This window comes from Candidatus Tisiphia endosymbiont of Hybos culiciformis (genome assembly GCF_964030975.1).
GTDB lineage: Bacteria > Pseudomonadota > Alphaproteobacteria > Rickettsiales > Rickettsiaceae > Tisiphia.
The window spans coordinates 1592629-1608429 of record NZ_CAXIQH010000001.1; the positions used below are offsets into that span (position 1 = coordinate 1592629).

14 protein-coding genes and 1 pseudogene are annotated in these 15801 nt (G+C 33.7%); 3 read left to right on the forward strand and 12 right to left on the reverse strand.

Going from position 1 to position 15801, the window contains the following annotated elements:
* Window positions 1-30: 30 nt before the first annotated feature.
* A complete protein-coding gene (locus tag ACQH2P_RS08655; protein ID WP_425362593.1) occupies window positions 31-1353 on the forward strand; it encodes an IS5 family transposase in 1323 nt (440 codons plus the stop codon).
* A gap of 300 nt (window positions 1354-1653) precedes the next feature.
* Here ACQH2P_RS08655 and ACQH2P_RS08660 read toward each other — a convergent pair whose 3' ends face one another.
* The 11 genes and pseudogenes from ACQH2P_RS08660 to rseP form a co-directional block, all read right to left on the reverse strand.
* Complete coding sequence (locus tag ACQH2P_RS08660; RefSeq protein WP_425363818.1) at window positions 1654-2097, reverse strand: DUF2670 domain-containing protein; 444 nt, start codon at window positions 2095-2097, stop codon at window positions 1654-1656.
* A gap of 113 nt (window positions 2098-2210) precedes the next feature.
* Window positions 2211-2858 (reverse strand): heme exporter protein CcmB, encoded by a 648-nt coding sequence (locus ACQH2P_RS08665; protein ID WP_425363819.1) that lies wholly within the window; start codon window positions 2856-2858, stop codon window positions 2211-2213.
* 313 nt (window positions 2859-3171) lie between these two features.
* A pseudogene (locus ACQH2P_RS08670) lies at window positions 3172-4165 on the reverse strand (DUF4040 domain-containing protein).
* Window positions 4162-4458, reverse strand: a complete 297-nt coding sequence (locus ACQH2P_RS08675; RefSeq protein ID WP_425363820.1) for a Na+/H+ antiporter subunit G — start codon at window positions 4456-4458, stop codon at window positions 4162-4164. Before ACQH2P_RS08675 ends, ACQH2P_RS08670 begins: the two are co-directional and overlap by 4 nt.
* Before the next feature lie 176 nt (window positions 4459-4634).
* The gene (locus ACQH2P_RS08680) at window positions 4635-4817 is read right to left on the reverse strand and encodes a hypothetical protein (protein WP_425363821.1); all 183 of its coding nucleotides are present in this window, start codon (window positions 4815-4817) and stop codon (window positions 4635-4637) included.
* An 881-nt stretch (window positions 4818-5698) separates the two neighbouring features.
* Window positions 5699-6582 (reverse strand): IS630 family transposase gene (locus ACQH2P_RS08685; protein WP_425362619.1). Its coding sequence is split into 2 segments (ribosomal slippage): window positions 5699-6259 and window positions 6262-6582, totalling 882 coding nucleotides; the frame shifts between segments, so codons are not numbered across the junction.
* A 234-nt stretch (window positions 6583-6816) separates the two neighbouring features.
* A complete protein-coding gene (locus tag ACQH2P_RS08690) occupies window positions 6817-8274 on the reverse strand; it encodes an NADP-dependent isocitrate dehydrogenase (RefSeq protein WP_425363822.1) in 1458 nt (485 codons plus the stop codon).
* 180 nt (window positions 8275-8454) lie between these two features.
* Window positions 8455-8967, reverse strand: coding sequence for an OmpH family outer membrane protein (locus ACQH2P_RS08695; RefSeq protein ID WP_425363823.1), 513 nt, complete (start codon window positions 8965-8967; stop codon window positions 8455-8457).
* A gap of 258 nt (window positions 8968-9225) precedes the next feature.
* Window positions 9226-9399, reverse strand: a complete 174-nt coding sequence (locus tag ACQH2P_RS08700) for a hypothetical protein (protein WP_425363824.1) — start codon at window positions 9397-9399, stop codon at window positions 9226-9228.
* 32 nt (window positions 9400-9431) lie between these two features.
* Window positions 9432-11735 (reverse strand): outer membrane protein assembly factor BamA, encoded by a 2304-nt coding sequence (gene bamA, locus ACQH2P_RS08705; protein ID WP_425364145.1) that lies wholly within the window; start codon window positions 11733-11735, stop codon window positions 9432-9434.
* A gap of 220 nt (window positions 11736-11955) precedes the next feature.
* A complete protein-coding gene (gene rseP / locus ACQH2P_RS08710) occupies window positions 11956-13161 on the reverse strand; it encodes an RIP metalloprotease RseP (RefSeq protein ID WP_425363825.1) in 1206 nt (401 codons plus the stop codon).
* Window positions 13162-13433: 272 nt separating this feature from the next.
* Here rseP and nusB point away from each other — a divergent pair, with 272 nt between their 5' ends.
* Complete coding sequence (gene nusB, locus ACQH2P_RS08715; RefSeq protein ID WP_425363826.1) at window positions 13434-13931, forward strand: transcription antitermination factor NusB; 498 nt, start codon at window positions 13434-13436, stop codon at window positions 13929-13931.
* A complete protein-coding gene (locus ACQH2P_RS08720; RefSeq protein ID WP_425363827.1) occupies window positions 13921-14613 on the forward strand; it encodes an RlmE family RNA methyltransferase in 693 nt (230 codons plus the stop codon). Before nusB ends, ACQH2P_RS08720 begins: the two co-directional genes overlap by 11 nt.
* On the opposite strand, the gene ACQH2P_RS08725 is transcribed toward ACQH2P_RS08720, so the two are convergent.
* Window positions 14593-15750, reverse strand: a complete 1158-nt coding sequence (locus ACQH2P_RS08725; protein ID WP_425363828.1) for a hypothetical protein — start codon at window positions 15748-15750, stop codon at window positions 14593-14595. The genes ACQH2P_RS08720 and ACQH2P_RS08725 overlap by 21 nt on opposite strands.
* Between the last annotated feature and the right edge of the window lie 51 nt (window positions 15751-15801).

A 15801-nucleotide genomic window follows, 5' to 3' on the forward strand; every position in this document is an offset into this window, starting at 1 on the left:
TTGGCAGAAACCTTATGGATTGTATGAATTATGCCGATAGAAGATATAATAAAATCCCAAAAACAAGGACAGCTTTTTGGTTATAAATTGACCGAAGAATTAAACCCTAATAACAAGTTATATAAATTAAGATCGTTAATAAATTGGACTGTTTTAGAGGAATGGTTATTGACAAATGTTAATATCAAGAAATTTGGTAGGAATCGCAGATGTCACAGGTTATTACTTGGAGTAACTATGCTGCAAGCGATGTATAACCTGTCAGATGCTGCAGCTGAAGAAGAGCTGAGAGAGAACGTATATTGGCAATATTTTTGTGGTTGGGAATATTTGCAGAAAGATGCTGAGATATCAGAAGCTAGTATACGAAGGTTTCGTGCTATATTAGGGGAAGAAGGATATAATGAGATATTAAAAGAATTAACAAGAATTGGTTGCAAAGTCGGAGTGCTTAAAAAAAAAGACTTAGCATCGATAATCGTTGATACTACAGTACAAATTAAGAATATTAAGTATCCTCATGATGTGTATTTGATGGATAAGGCAAGAATAGAGCTAGTAAAGTTATGTCATACTTTAGGCATTAAGTTACATGAGACATATGCCAAGCAATATAAAAAAGACATAGTAAAATTATGGAAATATAAGGATAATAGTAAAGCCAAAAAACGTAAGAAGGTAATGCAACATTTAAAGATATTGCTGGGTCGTTTAATAAGAATATGTCAGCGAGAAATAGCAAAAACAAAGTTAAGTTTGTCATTAAAGCAGCAAGAAATACTAAATAAGATTAAAAAGATTCAGGCACAATCTATACTGAGTAAAGCAGAGAAAGAGCGATATAAGGAGGATAATAAAGTATTATATAGTTTTCACGCACCGGAGGTAGAGTGCATAGGTAAAGGGAAATTAAACAAACCCTATGAGTTTGGTAACAAGGTTTCGATAGCAGTAAGTGGTCGAGGTAATTTTGTATTAGCGGCCAAATCATTTCATGGCAATCCATATGATGGTCATACATTATCGCAGACTGTAGAGGTTGTAAAGAAATTAACAGGAGTGGGAATAGCCAGGACATTTGTTGATTTAGGCTATAAGGGGAATAATTTTAAAGAAAAAGACAAGGTGTATAGCCCATATTGCAAGAAGAAGCTATCCTCAGATGATAAGGCAATGATCAAGAGAAGAAGTGCTATAGAGCCGATAATAGGACACCTTAAGCATTATGGTAGAGTTGGCAGAAATTACTTAAAAGGAGTAATAGGAGATATAATAAATCCGTTAATTTCCGCTGTAGGATTGAACTTACGGTGTATTGCTAATCACCTGCTCAAAACAAATTTTTCTACATAAAAATTAGCAAATAAAGAAAATTAATCAAACGATTACAAAATCGTTAACAAAACGTCATGCAAAAATTTTCTAAAAATCATCTTTTTATATCAAAAAATTACATCAGAACAATTAAACTCTAAAATTTTATACAAAAATTTTTTGCTAAGGTGCTAATTTTTGAATTTTTTGCACTTTTGACGGGGAGACTATCTAGATTCCCGCCTACGCGGGAATGACAATTTACAATTGCTTCGTCGCTACTAAAGTAGCTCCTTGCAATGATGGAGTAATGCTAATCGGGTTAGTTATATATTATTCTCACTTACCATCAGTTGCTTTATCATCACTATCGTTAGAATTATCAGGAGAATCATAAGGATTGCGATAAGGAAGCATTTCTGGTACAGTTCCATCTTTAGGCAATAACTTCTCTAATCCTTCCTCTAAAGCTTTCTCACCTGTTCCTTCTCTAACCTCGTATTTTGGTGGATTTCCTAAACATTTCCAAAAATTGGTTAAACTTTCAAAGTTGGGACCTAATTTGGGAGTACAGTGTTGGGCAACTGATTTGGACGTGTCAAGAATTTCAGTTGTAGCAGTGGTTATATAATTTATAAGTCCAATTTGTTCGAACCCCTTAGCGACCCAAAATAGTATTACCAGAGAAGCAACAGCTATCATAATATACCATTTGGCTATGATGCCCCACAAAAACATTCCCATAGGGTTAGCTGCTATTAATCTTCTTAAAGCTTGCCACATATATATAATTACCGAAAAATGGTTAAAGAATCTACGACTAGAAATTACATGAATTGTAACAAAATAACAATTTTTTTTATTAGTGCAAGGGGCAGTATAGTGTATAATAAAAATTAAATGTTGTAAATATTCTTAATTAGATAGGATGAGAGGTAAAATATGATTGGTACAAGGAGCATATTGATACCAATCATAACAAAAATTAGATTTATATTATCAAAATTTTGTAAAACAAGGCCGCTAAGTATTATGTTGGGTATTAGTAGCGGCATGATTAATATTGCTAGCAGGTTAGTATTTGACCTAAAATAGCTTTGAACAGCTCCAATTAAAACTAATAGGCTACTGGACAAAATTAATAGTAGAGTTAGAGTGATAAAAAGATAGCTTACTGTTAGTATGTCAAGATCGAAGATAATATAAATTACTGGCATATTTAATAGAGTACTAGTAAGGGAGCTAAAAATTATGGTAATTAATTTAGCAGCAATAATTTCACTCTCATTGAAGCTAGATAATAGTAACTCCAAACTTCCATCCTCAACATCTTGCTGAAATATTAGACTAGAAAAGCCAATTAGAGCTATCGGTAAAACAATTACTGAGAAAATAATTCCAAATTTTTTAATATCTGTTTGGTCATTAATTAAAGCAGCACTGAAAATACAAAATAAAAAAAATATAAATAGATATTTACTAAGATTATTAATACGGTTTTGAATTAAATATTCCCATTTTATTAGTTGTATTAGTTTATGCATATAACTTAGGCTCTGTGAAGGTTTCTAATTGATCTATTATTTTGAGCTATTTTGGTTAATTATAACAAGCATAATAATGACTGCAACTTATAAGACTATGGAAAAATTTTTAAACATATAACAATAATGGATATATATAGTGAAACCTATTAGACTTCATACATAAGTCAATCTAGTTGGTGATTTTGTTGTCGAAACTTGCCTTCATTCCTCACGTACGTCTTGTATGCGAAGGTAGCAGGCTTCGTTTCTCCTAAAAATCCCGAGAGCTTCTTTGGCTTATGCAAGAAGTCTATTATAACATAATATCTTATTATATTTCAGCAGTAATAATAGAATATATCAGACACATAACTGATGCAACGCAAAGTCCAACACCAATTTCAATGGCAAAAATACCAATATGTTGAGCTAGTAATTTATCATGTGCCAGAGAATAATAGTTTAAATAATTATCGTCAAATAATATTGATATCATACCGGTTAGGGCATAGATCAGCACTCCGATAGTAGCCATACCAACTAGTAAGTCAATAGAGAAATATTGCTTTAATTTAAATTGACCATGGACTAAATCAAAACCAATTATCGTAGAAGCAAATATAGTGCCAGCCTGGAATCCGCCCCCTGGTGATGCATCACCATTAATTTGAATATATAGACCATATAAAAATATATAAGGTAAGATAAAGAGAGTAGTATGTTTGATAATAACAAAATTTTTAAGCATCTTTAGTAATTTTTTGTGAAAATAGTAATAATACCGATATTCCAGCAATCAAAATGACAGCAGTTTCTCCAAGAGTATCATAACCTCTATAGCTAGCTAGTAGTGCTGCGACAAAAGATGGAATACCAATGTCACTTTTAGTATGTTCAATATAATATTTGGTGAGATGATTTTGCAATGGAGAATCTATCGCTCCATATTCTAATAAATCAAGCCCAGCCACGGTGAGTACTACTATAAAAATTATGCATATAATTGATGAGCTTATTACTCGTGTTGGTTTAAGATTACATTTCTGTACGGTTGGCAATTTGCTTAAAAACCCTAAAAATACACAGCTAGATAAACAGGCACCCAGAGCTACCTCAGTCATTGCCACGTCGGGAGCATCCATAAGTAGATAAGATAAACCAATAAGCAAGCTAAACATAGAGCTTATGATCACTGTTTCTAATAAAGAATTACAAAATATCAGCTTAATTGATACGACGAAAAGCATTATCAAGATTATCATAAGCAACCAACTAGCTAGTTGGAAATTTATGATGTCTGGTACAATAAATAAACGATCAATCATTTTAATTCTTTTTGGTTATTTGGGCTTAATAGGGCCGCCTTGCCAATTGCATGAGTAGATACCGGGTTTAATATTAAAATCAATATAGCGGCAAAAACTAATTTAAAAGAGCTAGTAAAATCATGTTGTAAGAAGGCAAGACCAACAAGCGATAAAGGTACGCCACAACATTCAATTACACTGGCAGCATGAATTTTTGTATAAAAGTCAGGAAACCTAAAAAGTCCAACAATGCCGGAAAATATTGCTATAATTCCAAGTAAGATTAATCCATAACCAATAATAGATATCATAAATATCCTCAAAAATTAAATTTATAGCTGCCCCGGTATCCGTCATTGCGAGGAGCTACTTTAGTGGCGACGAAGTAATCATGTTTTGTGTCATCCCTGCGAAAGCAGGTATCTTAGATTCCCGCCTACGCGGGAATGACACTATTTTGTCTGTCATCCCTGCGAAAGTAGAGGATCTAGATTCCCGCCGTTGCTAAGGATGACAACTTACAATTGCTTCGTCGCAGCGAAGTTACTTCTCGCAATGACGTTTTGGGTTGCACACACGTCATTGCGAGACCACATAGTGGTCGTGGCAATCCACTATTCTTGGATTGCTTCGTCGACCTACGGTCTTCTCGCAATGACGTTGACCACATACGACTTTTAAAGCACACTATCTAAAACCGCTTCCTCTTCTAACTTTCGACAATTGTGGTAGCTATACCCAACAATTACTAATCAATATTAATTATCAAAGTTTTTTATTTTTATACCTATAGTAATACTGAATTGTAAAACCAATAAACCCAAAAAATAGTAATGGAAGGGTATAGCATAATGCATCCTTACTAAAAAAAAGTTCATAAAAACCTATATTGTGTTCAATTAGATACCGTATCATTTGAAACAGGATAATCATATGTAACGTCATCCTGATTGTATATAACAGACATTGATCCCACTTAAACATAATTAACCTCAGCATTCGATATAAGTACTAACATAATATATACCTGAAACGGTTCTTCATATGTATTTGTTAAAGTTCTTTATTCTTACACCAGTAATACTGAATTGTAAAACCAATAAACCCAAAGAATAGTAAGGGAATGGTATGGCATAATGAATACCTAGTAAAGAAAATTTCATAAAAACCTATATTATTTTCAATTAGATAGGTTATCACTCGAAGCAGACATGTTGTATACAATGTTTTCTTGATTACATATAACAGATATTTAGGAACCCACTTAAACATAATTAACCTCAACATTCGATATAAGTACTAACATAATATATACCTGAAACGGTTCTTCGTATATTAGTTATATACGCCAATTCACAGATGAAATAATCCAGAAAAATGATTAAAAATGGATTGCTTCGTACGACCTGCGGTCTTCCTCGCAATGACGCCTGTGCCTATAACTCGTCATTGCGAGTAGGCGTAAGCCGACGAAGCAATCCATTTTTGGTCGCTTTTTTTGGATTGCTTCGTTGCCGTAAAGCGGCTCCTCACAATGACGAGTTATAGCACTTAACATATAGGTTCATACATTATTTTAAACGTTCTACAACTTGCCTCAAATACAGAAATACCTTTATCTAATAATTTTCTAATGTTATTTTTTATCGGAAACCAATGATGTTCAATAGGATTTAAATCAGGGGAATAAGGTGGTAAAAATTTTAGTTTGCAGCCAGCTTTTTCAATTAATTCTTTAGCCCTTTTGGATTTATGAAAGCTTGCATTATCAGCAATGACAACCTGTCCAGGCTTTAGCTCCGGCACAAGGCAATTTTCTATATAAGCTTCAAATACCTTACTATCACAGCTCCCAGTAAAGACTAGTGATGCGATTAAACTATTCTGATTTAACGCACCAATAAAACTTGTTCTTTCACTACGTTTTCCCGATTTACTCCCATTACAACGACTTCCTTTCATTGACCATCCATATTCATATGATTCATTATCATTTATGCCCGCTTCATCAAGATAAACACGTCTCTCTATCGGCACTTTTTCTAATTCACTGAGAAAATCTTGTCGCTTTCCTTCATCTCTTTCTTTATACGCATATGTCTTTTTTTTCGAGTAATGTTGAGTTTCTTTAAAGCTCGGCTGATAGTCATTATACTTGCAACATTATCTAATTCTTTTGCTATTTCTGTAAGCGTTAACGAGTTACCTTTTTCTACTAAATGACGCAACTCCGATAAATCAGGGATTTTATGACCATATCCTTTCTGGTATCCCTCCTTTGACTTTATATCTCCAGTTTGTTTCTTTAATCTAATCCAATCATAGATTATTGACCGACTAATTTTAAAGGTTTCGCATGTAAGTGCTACTTTCTTATATTTCTCATAATGTTCTATAACTCTAGAACGTAAATCGTAACTGTAGGGGGATGCCATATTGCTATTATAAAATTTTTTTATTATTTATCATTATAACTTATTTGAATCCATATGTTAAGTGCTATATAAACTCAGGCGTCATTGCGAGACCACGTAAGTGGTCGTGGCAATCCATTTTTGTGCATACCTGCGAAAGCAGGGATATTAGATTCCCGCCTACGCGGGAATGACAACTTACAATTGCTTTATTGCTACTAAAATAGCTCCTCGCAATGACAACCGCAAAAAATACTACTCTCCTTGAGCAAGCGAGTAACCAGCTTTCCCATCAAATTCAAAGAGATTCTCAATTTTAATAAAATCTATTTTTGCCTGGCTTAGCGATTCAAGTAAATGGGCTATAGATAAATGCGTTATTCTTTCCCCATCATTCTTTGCCATAAAACGACAACACCAATGATCAGATAATAATTCAAATCTTTCATCCCTAGGCCATAATTTAAGTCCCATGGAAGATACGGTTTTTAATTGTAAATCACCTAAACTGATAGTTTGAATTTTTTCTGCTACCTCATGGGCAGTCAACGCTGCCATTTGGATGAAGACATCACTACCTACCAATTCTTTAACTTCTTTACTATTAATCGAATATATTTGCTCAGTAGCTTGTTGTTGATCAACTGATGATGAATATGTAGCTACTTTGAGGGTAGAAGGTTTGGCACCTAGTCTTTTCACTACTTCATCAGCAAATTCTTTAGTACCAACTTTTTTGCTGGATATTTCCTCATTGTAGATATCACCAGTATGGACTCCGTCCTCAATGGTTTTCTTCCAGGCATTTTCTATTAATGTAGCAATATCATGTTGTCCGATGTGAATTAGCATCATAATTGCTGCGTTAAGCAAACCAGAAGGATTAGCTAGGTTACGACCGGCAATATCCGAGGCAGAACCATGTACAGCTTCAAATAAAGCATAATTTTGACCTATATTAGCAGAGCCAGCCAGTCCTACCGAACCAGAAATTTCCGCAGATACGTCCGATATAATATCACCATACAGATTTGAAGTTACAATGACGTCAAATAATTCTGGCTGAGCTGCTAGTCTTGCAGTGCCGATGTCTATAAGATAATAGTTACTTTGAATTTGCTTATATTCGTTAGCAATTTCCTCAAAAACTTTATGAAAAATTCCGTCAGAGAGTTTCATAATATTATCTTTACTAAAACATGTGACCTTCTTACGATTATTTTTTATCGCATACTCAAAGGCATATCTAATAATTCTTTCACTACCGACTCGGCTTATTAGCTTAAGAGACTCATAAACATTGTGAGTCTGGCGATATTCGATGCCTGCATATAAGTCTTCAACATTTTCCCGCACTATAACCACGTTTAGATTTGGATGCAGTGTTTTAACAAAAGGAGCATAAGAAATAGCCGGGCGAATATTGGCATAAAGAGATAGGGCTTTTCTAAGAGTTACATTTAAGCTTTTATACCCACCGCCTAGAGGAGTAGTAATAGGAGCCTTTAGAAGTATGTTAGTTCTTGCCAATGATTGCCAAGTATCTTCTGCTATCCCTGAGGTATAATGCTTTTGGTATAATTTCTCTCCTACTTCCACCACCTCTATACGTATTCTGGCAGAAGCTTCCTTTAAAATATATAATACCGCTTGCATTATTTCTGGACCTATACCGTCACCATAAGCTACTGTAATAGGGGGGAATTCTTTCATTATAACCTATATATTCTATTATCAGAGCAGTTTAAAAGTTGCGAAAAAATAACCGGCGTCATTGCGAGGAGCTACTTTAGTAGCGACGAAGCAATCTAATGAATATGGATTGCCACAACCACTACGTGGTTTCGCAATGACGTTTGGGTTTTTCTACGACTTTTAAACTGCTATGTTCTATTATTCATATTTAATTGTAACATGTTTTAATTTGTTATTTAGCTCCACTATCACTTCTTGTGTAATATTTAAGGTATTTTTAGCAAATAAAACTTGAGTACTAGGTATAACTAAATCAAGATTATGCTTTTCTGCTAAATCATTTATAATTTTTATGATTGTTTCTTGTACCTTACCTATACCCTCAGCATGAGCCTGTTCAAGGTGTACTTTCCTATCCTGTATTTCTTTTTGTGCTATGTTTACTTTTTTATGAAAATCATTAACTTCTTGTTCAAAAGCTACCTCACTTACAGAATTACGTTTTCCCATTAATAGATTATCTATTTCTTTAAGCTCCATATCCTTCCTTGACAGATCCTGTCGAATTTTTTTACTTATCTGGTCTACATATTTTCTTATAGACTGGATTGCTGCAGAATGTTCTAGAATGGACTGTACGTCTACAATAGCAATTCTTGCAACAAATCTATTGTCAATATGGCTATTATTGCCCTTATGACTACGGATCATAAGGCTGCTATCAACATTTCTATTTTCAACGTTGGTATTAGATGCATGAATAGTTGAGCAGTAGTTAATTACTAAACAACTTATTATTGTTAACCAACTATAATGTTTCATATCTTTAATTTATTATATATACAACCCAACTAACATTACTCCGTCTTGCATTACCCACATCTTTTAAAACCATTATACTTATCCGTCATTGCGAGGAGCTACTTTAGTCACAACTGTCGAAAGTTAGAAGGTAGAGCGGGTTTTGTGTCATCCCTGCTTCGGTGCGGGATCTAAAATAGCGTCAAAAAACTCTGAAATATTATAAATTCCCGCCGCAGCTAGGAATGACACCATAACTTTTAAACTGCTACGATTACCTATAAACCCGCTTCCTCCTCTAACTTTCGACAGCTGTGGGCGTGAGCCGACGAAGCAATCCATTTTTGTGTCATCCCTGCGAAAACAGGGTATTGTTAAAAATGTGTAGAAAACTTTAAATGGAAAGTTTGCTTGTCATCATAAGGTTTCTTCTTAATTGGCCATGCCCAGTCCATTCGGATAGGTGCAAAGCGAGTGACCCAGATAAAGCCCACTCCAACAGAAGCACGAAGCGAGTTATCATTATAAAAACTATCAGCTTTATAGGCACTTTTAGAATTTAATCCTACCCCCCACAAACTACCAGCATCCATAAAAACAACCCCAGTCAAATTAAAGTCTTCTGGTAAACCAGTTGGAAAGTTAAGTTCTGTTGAAACTGTATAATATTTTTCTCCACCAAGACCTTCATTTGTTCTTTTTTCTCTAGGGCCTATTCCACTGGCGGCAAATCCTCTAAGACTATAATCACCCAAATTAAAGCGATCAGAAATTCTGACAGTTTTACCTCCAACACCCATAATATTACCTACACTACTGGCAATTTTCAAAGTGAATTTATTATTGATGAAAGATTTAAAATACTTACCGTCTAGTTCATGTTTTAAATACTTGTTATTACCTCCAACACCAGCAAATTCCTGGGTACCACTGATAATGTAACCATTCTTAGGAATAATTTTACTGTCAACTTGATCATAAGTAATAGTATGTCCAATGGCTGATGTAACAAATTTTCCCATTTGTTCATATAAAAATATAGAACTCGGATTGCCTGGAGAACTTAATATTTCTCTCTTAATAGTATGATCAATCTCATGACTTAAATCTTCTGCAATATCATAACCAAGAGAGGTTTTGAGTCCTATAGATTTTAACGTATAATTTTGATCTCCTTGCGAAAGAAATGAAGTACCACGCCCACTATGATTTTTGAAAGCATTGAAACCTAATGATAAGTCTCTATCGAGAAAATGAGGATCGGTTATGCCACCATAGTAACTAATACTTTTCTTTCCTGCTTGTACTCCAGCATTTAGCAATTTTCCGCTACCAATGAAATTGCGTTCCAAGAATGATACACGTCCGAACATTCCTCCTGCTGTGTTATAGCCAACATCAAAATTAATTGATGATGTTGATTTTTCCTCAACATCAATATTAATATCATATTTATCTTTTCGAGCTGTTGGGGTTATGCTAATAAATACTTTGTCAAAATAATCCAAATTACGTAAATTTCGATCACCTTTCTCGATATAAGAACGATTAAATATATCCCCTTCAGAAATTTTAAATTCTCGCCTAATAACTTTATCTTCAGTTTTTAGATTATTAGTAATATTAATTTGATTAATATACACTTTATCTGCCTTATCTATAACAAATTTAACATCGACAGTATGATCAGGATTTTTACTACTTGTATCAGGATAAACACTAATTCCTGGATAACCTTGACTGGTAAAATATTCAGAAAGTTTACTGGTTATTTTATTTAAACGATTAATATTGAATGTCTCACCGGAGATAACATTAATATATTTTTTAATTTCATTTAGATCAATATTAGGTAATTTATTGTCAATAGTAATGTTGCCAAAATTATATTTTGCTCCCTCTTCAACAGAATAAGTGATGGTAAAATATTCCTTGGTTGGATTCAGTTCTGCTGTAACAGAAATAACGCGGAAATCAGCAAATCCTACTGACTGATAGAATTCCTTTAGCAACTCTTTATCATACTCCAAGCGATCTGGATCGTAGGTATCATTAGTTTCAAGAAAACTAAACCACTTTGATTGTTTGGTTAGGATAACAGATTGCAGTTCATTAGTACGATAATTATTATTTCCTTGGAAATAAATTTGTTTAACCGTTGTTTTAGGTCCTTCTGCAATATCAAAAATAACTTTTACTCGATCATTCTCTAGTTTCTCAATTTGTGGAGTGACAGTTGTCGAATAACGACCAGAACGCTTGTACATCTCCTTAATTTTTTCAACATCCAGTTGGATTTTAGCCAGACTCATTGATTCGCCAGACATAGTAATTGTTTCCTTCGATAATACGGAAGTTTTGATTTTAGCATTACCTTTGAATATTACTTTAGTAATAAAAGGAGTCTCTGATACAGTAACTATCAAATTACCACCATTTACTAGTTTAATAGTTATATTCTCAAATAAAGATGTTGCGTAAAGATTTTTGATTGCCTCATCTTCTCTTGACGTACTATACTCTTCTCCAACTCGGAGCTTTAAGTAATTTTCAATAGTCGAGCTTTCAATCCTTTTGTTACCTTGAATAGTTATTTTTTTAACATACTCAGCTGATAAAGCGGAGACATTATATAAAATAGTTGTTGCCAAAATAGCTATTTTAATGGTTGATTTGATGTTTGTTTTCACAAGAACCTTCTTTATATTTTAATTTTATATGGATATAGCTAACCCGAATAACATCACGCCAAATTTTACAGATGTCATTGCGAGAAGGCGTAAGCCGACGAAGCAATCCATTTCTAATCACCTTCCTGGATTGCTTCGTCGCCACTAAAGTGTCTCCTCGCAATGACGCCTGGGGTCTCCAGAACTTATTCGGGTTATATAACTTAAATCATTTAAAAACTAAGTTTTTTATATCATTTGACAGAGAAATTACAATAAGAAAAATAATTATCCCCATACCTAATCTTAGTATAACATTTTTTATTGCCCCACTAAGTGTTTTTCCAAAAATTGTTTGGTATATTATGAACATTAAATATCCACCATCCAGAACTGGAATCGGTAGCAAATTGAGTAGCCCTAGATTAATTGATATCATGGCAACAAATAGTGCAAAATTTGCTACCCCTTGTTCTAAGGATTTCCCTGATTCCTTGGCAATGGTAATTGGTCCACCAATTTCATTTAACGATCTTGTCCCCATTAGCATTTGTCCAAAGTGTCTTAAAATTAAACCTGAGATATAAATAACGTCTACAGAACCTTGATAGATACTTTGGAAAATATTCATTTTAATGTAAATAGGTTCATTTTTAGCAATAATTCCTATATAAGGTCTTTTTAGATTAGGATGATTATCCAGTTTTTTCTCTGCAGGAGTTATAGAGATATCGATAACCTCGCCATTTCTCTCAACTAAAAGATGGAGAGGCTTGGTTCCATTGGTTAATAGGTTACTCTGTAAATCGGCAAAATTGTTAATTGGATTATCATTAACTATAACAATTTTATCGTTTTTTGCAAGTCCAGCTAGTTCTGCGGGCGAATTAGCTACCACTTCACCAATTATTGGCGGTATCTCTACTTGACCGTGAGAAAAATAAATAGTTGTGAATATCAGGATGGCTAATAAGTAATTAGCTATAGGTCCAGCAGCTATAATTAAAAATTGGGCATAAAGAGGTTTGCTAAGAAAAGCATAATGTGTACGCAAATGCTTTGAAGAATTGGCTTCGCAAAACTGCGGGGTATTCGCGTACTCACGTAGTTTATCTACGCTCCGCTCGCTCACCCCTTGTTTTACGTTCCAATTCTTCAGATCATTTGCGTATGCCAAACTCGAATGCTTTGAAGAATTGGATTTTTCAGGTGACGTGAGGTCAAATCCATAAATTTTAACGTAACCACCGAAGGGTAGAACACAAACCTTCCATTTTACGCCATCTTTGTCTGTTTTAGAGAATAGTTCTTTGCCAAAACCTATCGAAAATTCCTCGACCTTTACTCCAAACATTTTAGCTACGTAATAATGACCAAACTCATGAATAAATACTAATAAGCTGATTGTTAGAATGAATCCGAATATTGATAACATACAACTCAATTATTTTAAAGAGGTTTACTAAGCTATAGTTTTTTGCTATATCTAATAGATTAAGTGATAACAAATGTTATTTATGTATAGCTAACTCGACTAGCATCACTCCGTCATTGCGAGGAGCCGTTTTACGGCGACGAAGCAATCCAAATCTAATCGTTTTCTCTTGGATTGCTTCGTCGCCGTAAAGCGGCTCCTCGCTATAGACACCAGTTTGCTATAGGGATGACATTAACCTGTATTAATATTACTAATAACCGTTAAAATTTATGACCTCAGCCAAGATTAACACCAAAACAATAGCACGTATTGCTGCGGTACAAGCAATCTATCAGTATAAATCAGAAAGCCCTGATCAAAACATAGATCGAATCATACAACAAACTATTCAATTTTATCAAGATGAGCGAGCAGCTAATAATTTAACAACTAGTTTAAACAAACCAATAAAAGTAAAATTAAGTATAAGCTATTTTGAGTTGTTAGTAAAGTCTGTAGTTGTAAATTTACCTCAAATTGATAAGATGATATCAAGGCATTTAACATCTGAATGGCAAATTACTAGCTTGCCTGTTCTACTTCTTGCTCTTTTGCGTGTGGCAATTTGTGAATTACAATTTTTGCCAAATGTACCAAGTAAAGTGGTAATTAATGAATTCACCGATATTACAAGTGATATGTTGAATGAGAACGAGGTTGGTTTTGTTAATTCTGTATTAGATAGAATTGCTAAAGAATCTAGTGAGATTATGTCCCATGACATCTAACATATTAGGTTTTAGAGGTAAGTTTGTTGCCGTTAAAACTGCAAAAAGGCGAAAAACCTCATCAAAAGAGTGGCTTGCTCGCCAATTAAACGATCCATATGTTGCTAAAGCAAAGCTTGATGGTTACAGATCCAGGTCAGCTTATAAGCTGTTGGAAATTCATGAGAAATTTAATTTGTTAAAACCAGGGATGAAATTAGTTGATTTAGGGGCTGCACCGGGTGGCTGGAGTCAGGTTGCTGCCAAAATTATTAAATCTGATGAGTCCGGGAGTAATAATAGCATGATCGTTGCAGTTGATTTGCTTGAAATTGAGCCAATCATTGGCGTAGATTGTCTGCAAAAAGACTTTTATGCTGAAGGTACCGAGGAGATGATTATAAAAATGCTAGATGGTAGTGCTGATATTGTAATGAGTGATATGGCTGCTAACACGACGGGTCATGCGACAACTGATCATATTCGGACTCTTGACTTATGTGAGCATGCGATTGACTTTGCCTTAAAAGTTTTAAAGCCGGGAGGGCATTTTATTGCTAAAATTTTTCGAGGTGGTACAGAAAATAGTGTACTGAATAGAATTAAACTTAATTTTCATAAGGTCAAGCATTTTAAGCCATCTTCTAGCCGTAAAGAATCAGTAGAGATTTATTTAATTGCTTTAAGTAGGAAATCTGTATAATTTTCGTTTAAAAAAATACCAAGAATAATAAAGTACAAAAGTTCCAACAACACTATATGTAGAAAATAGAAAACCTTGCCCATCATAGAGTCCATGGGATATATAAGAGGACAAAGCTCCAGAATAAATACCAATAGCACACATAGTGAAATATATTGCCAGTGCGGTTCTCAAATCCTGGGCTTCAAATTTACCGGATAATATTAATATATTACAAATAAAAATAGCACATAAACATACGCCAATTGTAGAAAGGAGATAGATGTTACCTATTAAAGTTACTCCATAATTTGGTAGAAGAATAAAACTGCCTAAGAGGATAATCATCAATATTAAATTAGCAAGATATTTGTTGATTATTTTTAATGATAAAACGACAGGTGATATCAAGAAAAATATACTCATAAGAGTATAATGAGTAATAGCGTCTATCTTTGATACAGGGAAGTGTTTTTCTAAAGCAAATTCTTCATAATACCACAATATATCAAAAGTAATGTAAGATACCATAAAGCCTGTTAGAACCTGTAATTCTATATTCTCAATTAAGAATGAAAATCTAGAAACTAAAGTTGTATTTTTGTTAATATTCTCCCTTTGCAAGCAAGTTATAATAATGAAACTATAAAGCAATGTGCATAATAATAGCCCATTTATCGCTGATTCTAGAAATCCGGCTAGTAAATCCACGGTAAACTGCCCAGCTATCCATAACAAAGAAAAGACAATAAGAGCAAAATATTTATAGTATTTATAGTTATTGGTTAACTCCACTATTTTGATGATAGTTGTGGTTATGTAAGTGTAGTAGGCAGATGCCATTACAATAAAATTGATTTTAAGGAGAGTGTAATCCTTAATCATAATTAGGTTTAATATACCTATTATCAGTAAGACTAGACTAACAATGGTAGTTTTGTTATCACTGATTTTATTAATTAACGGGGTTAAGAATAAACCAGCTATTATATAACCTAACATTTCGATTGATTCAATATGGTCTAGCTGTTCTCCAGATAAGCCTTTACTTACTAGAAAATCTGGTATTACTAGGGCATTGATGTAAGTAATACATGCAAAAAGAAATACACTAACAAACAATAGCAAAGCTGTTTTTAAATGATTATTTTTGGTCATAAATAATTGTTTGCTAAACTAGATTACATCGTATATAAATTTCTTATAGAG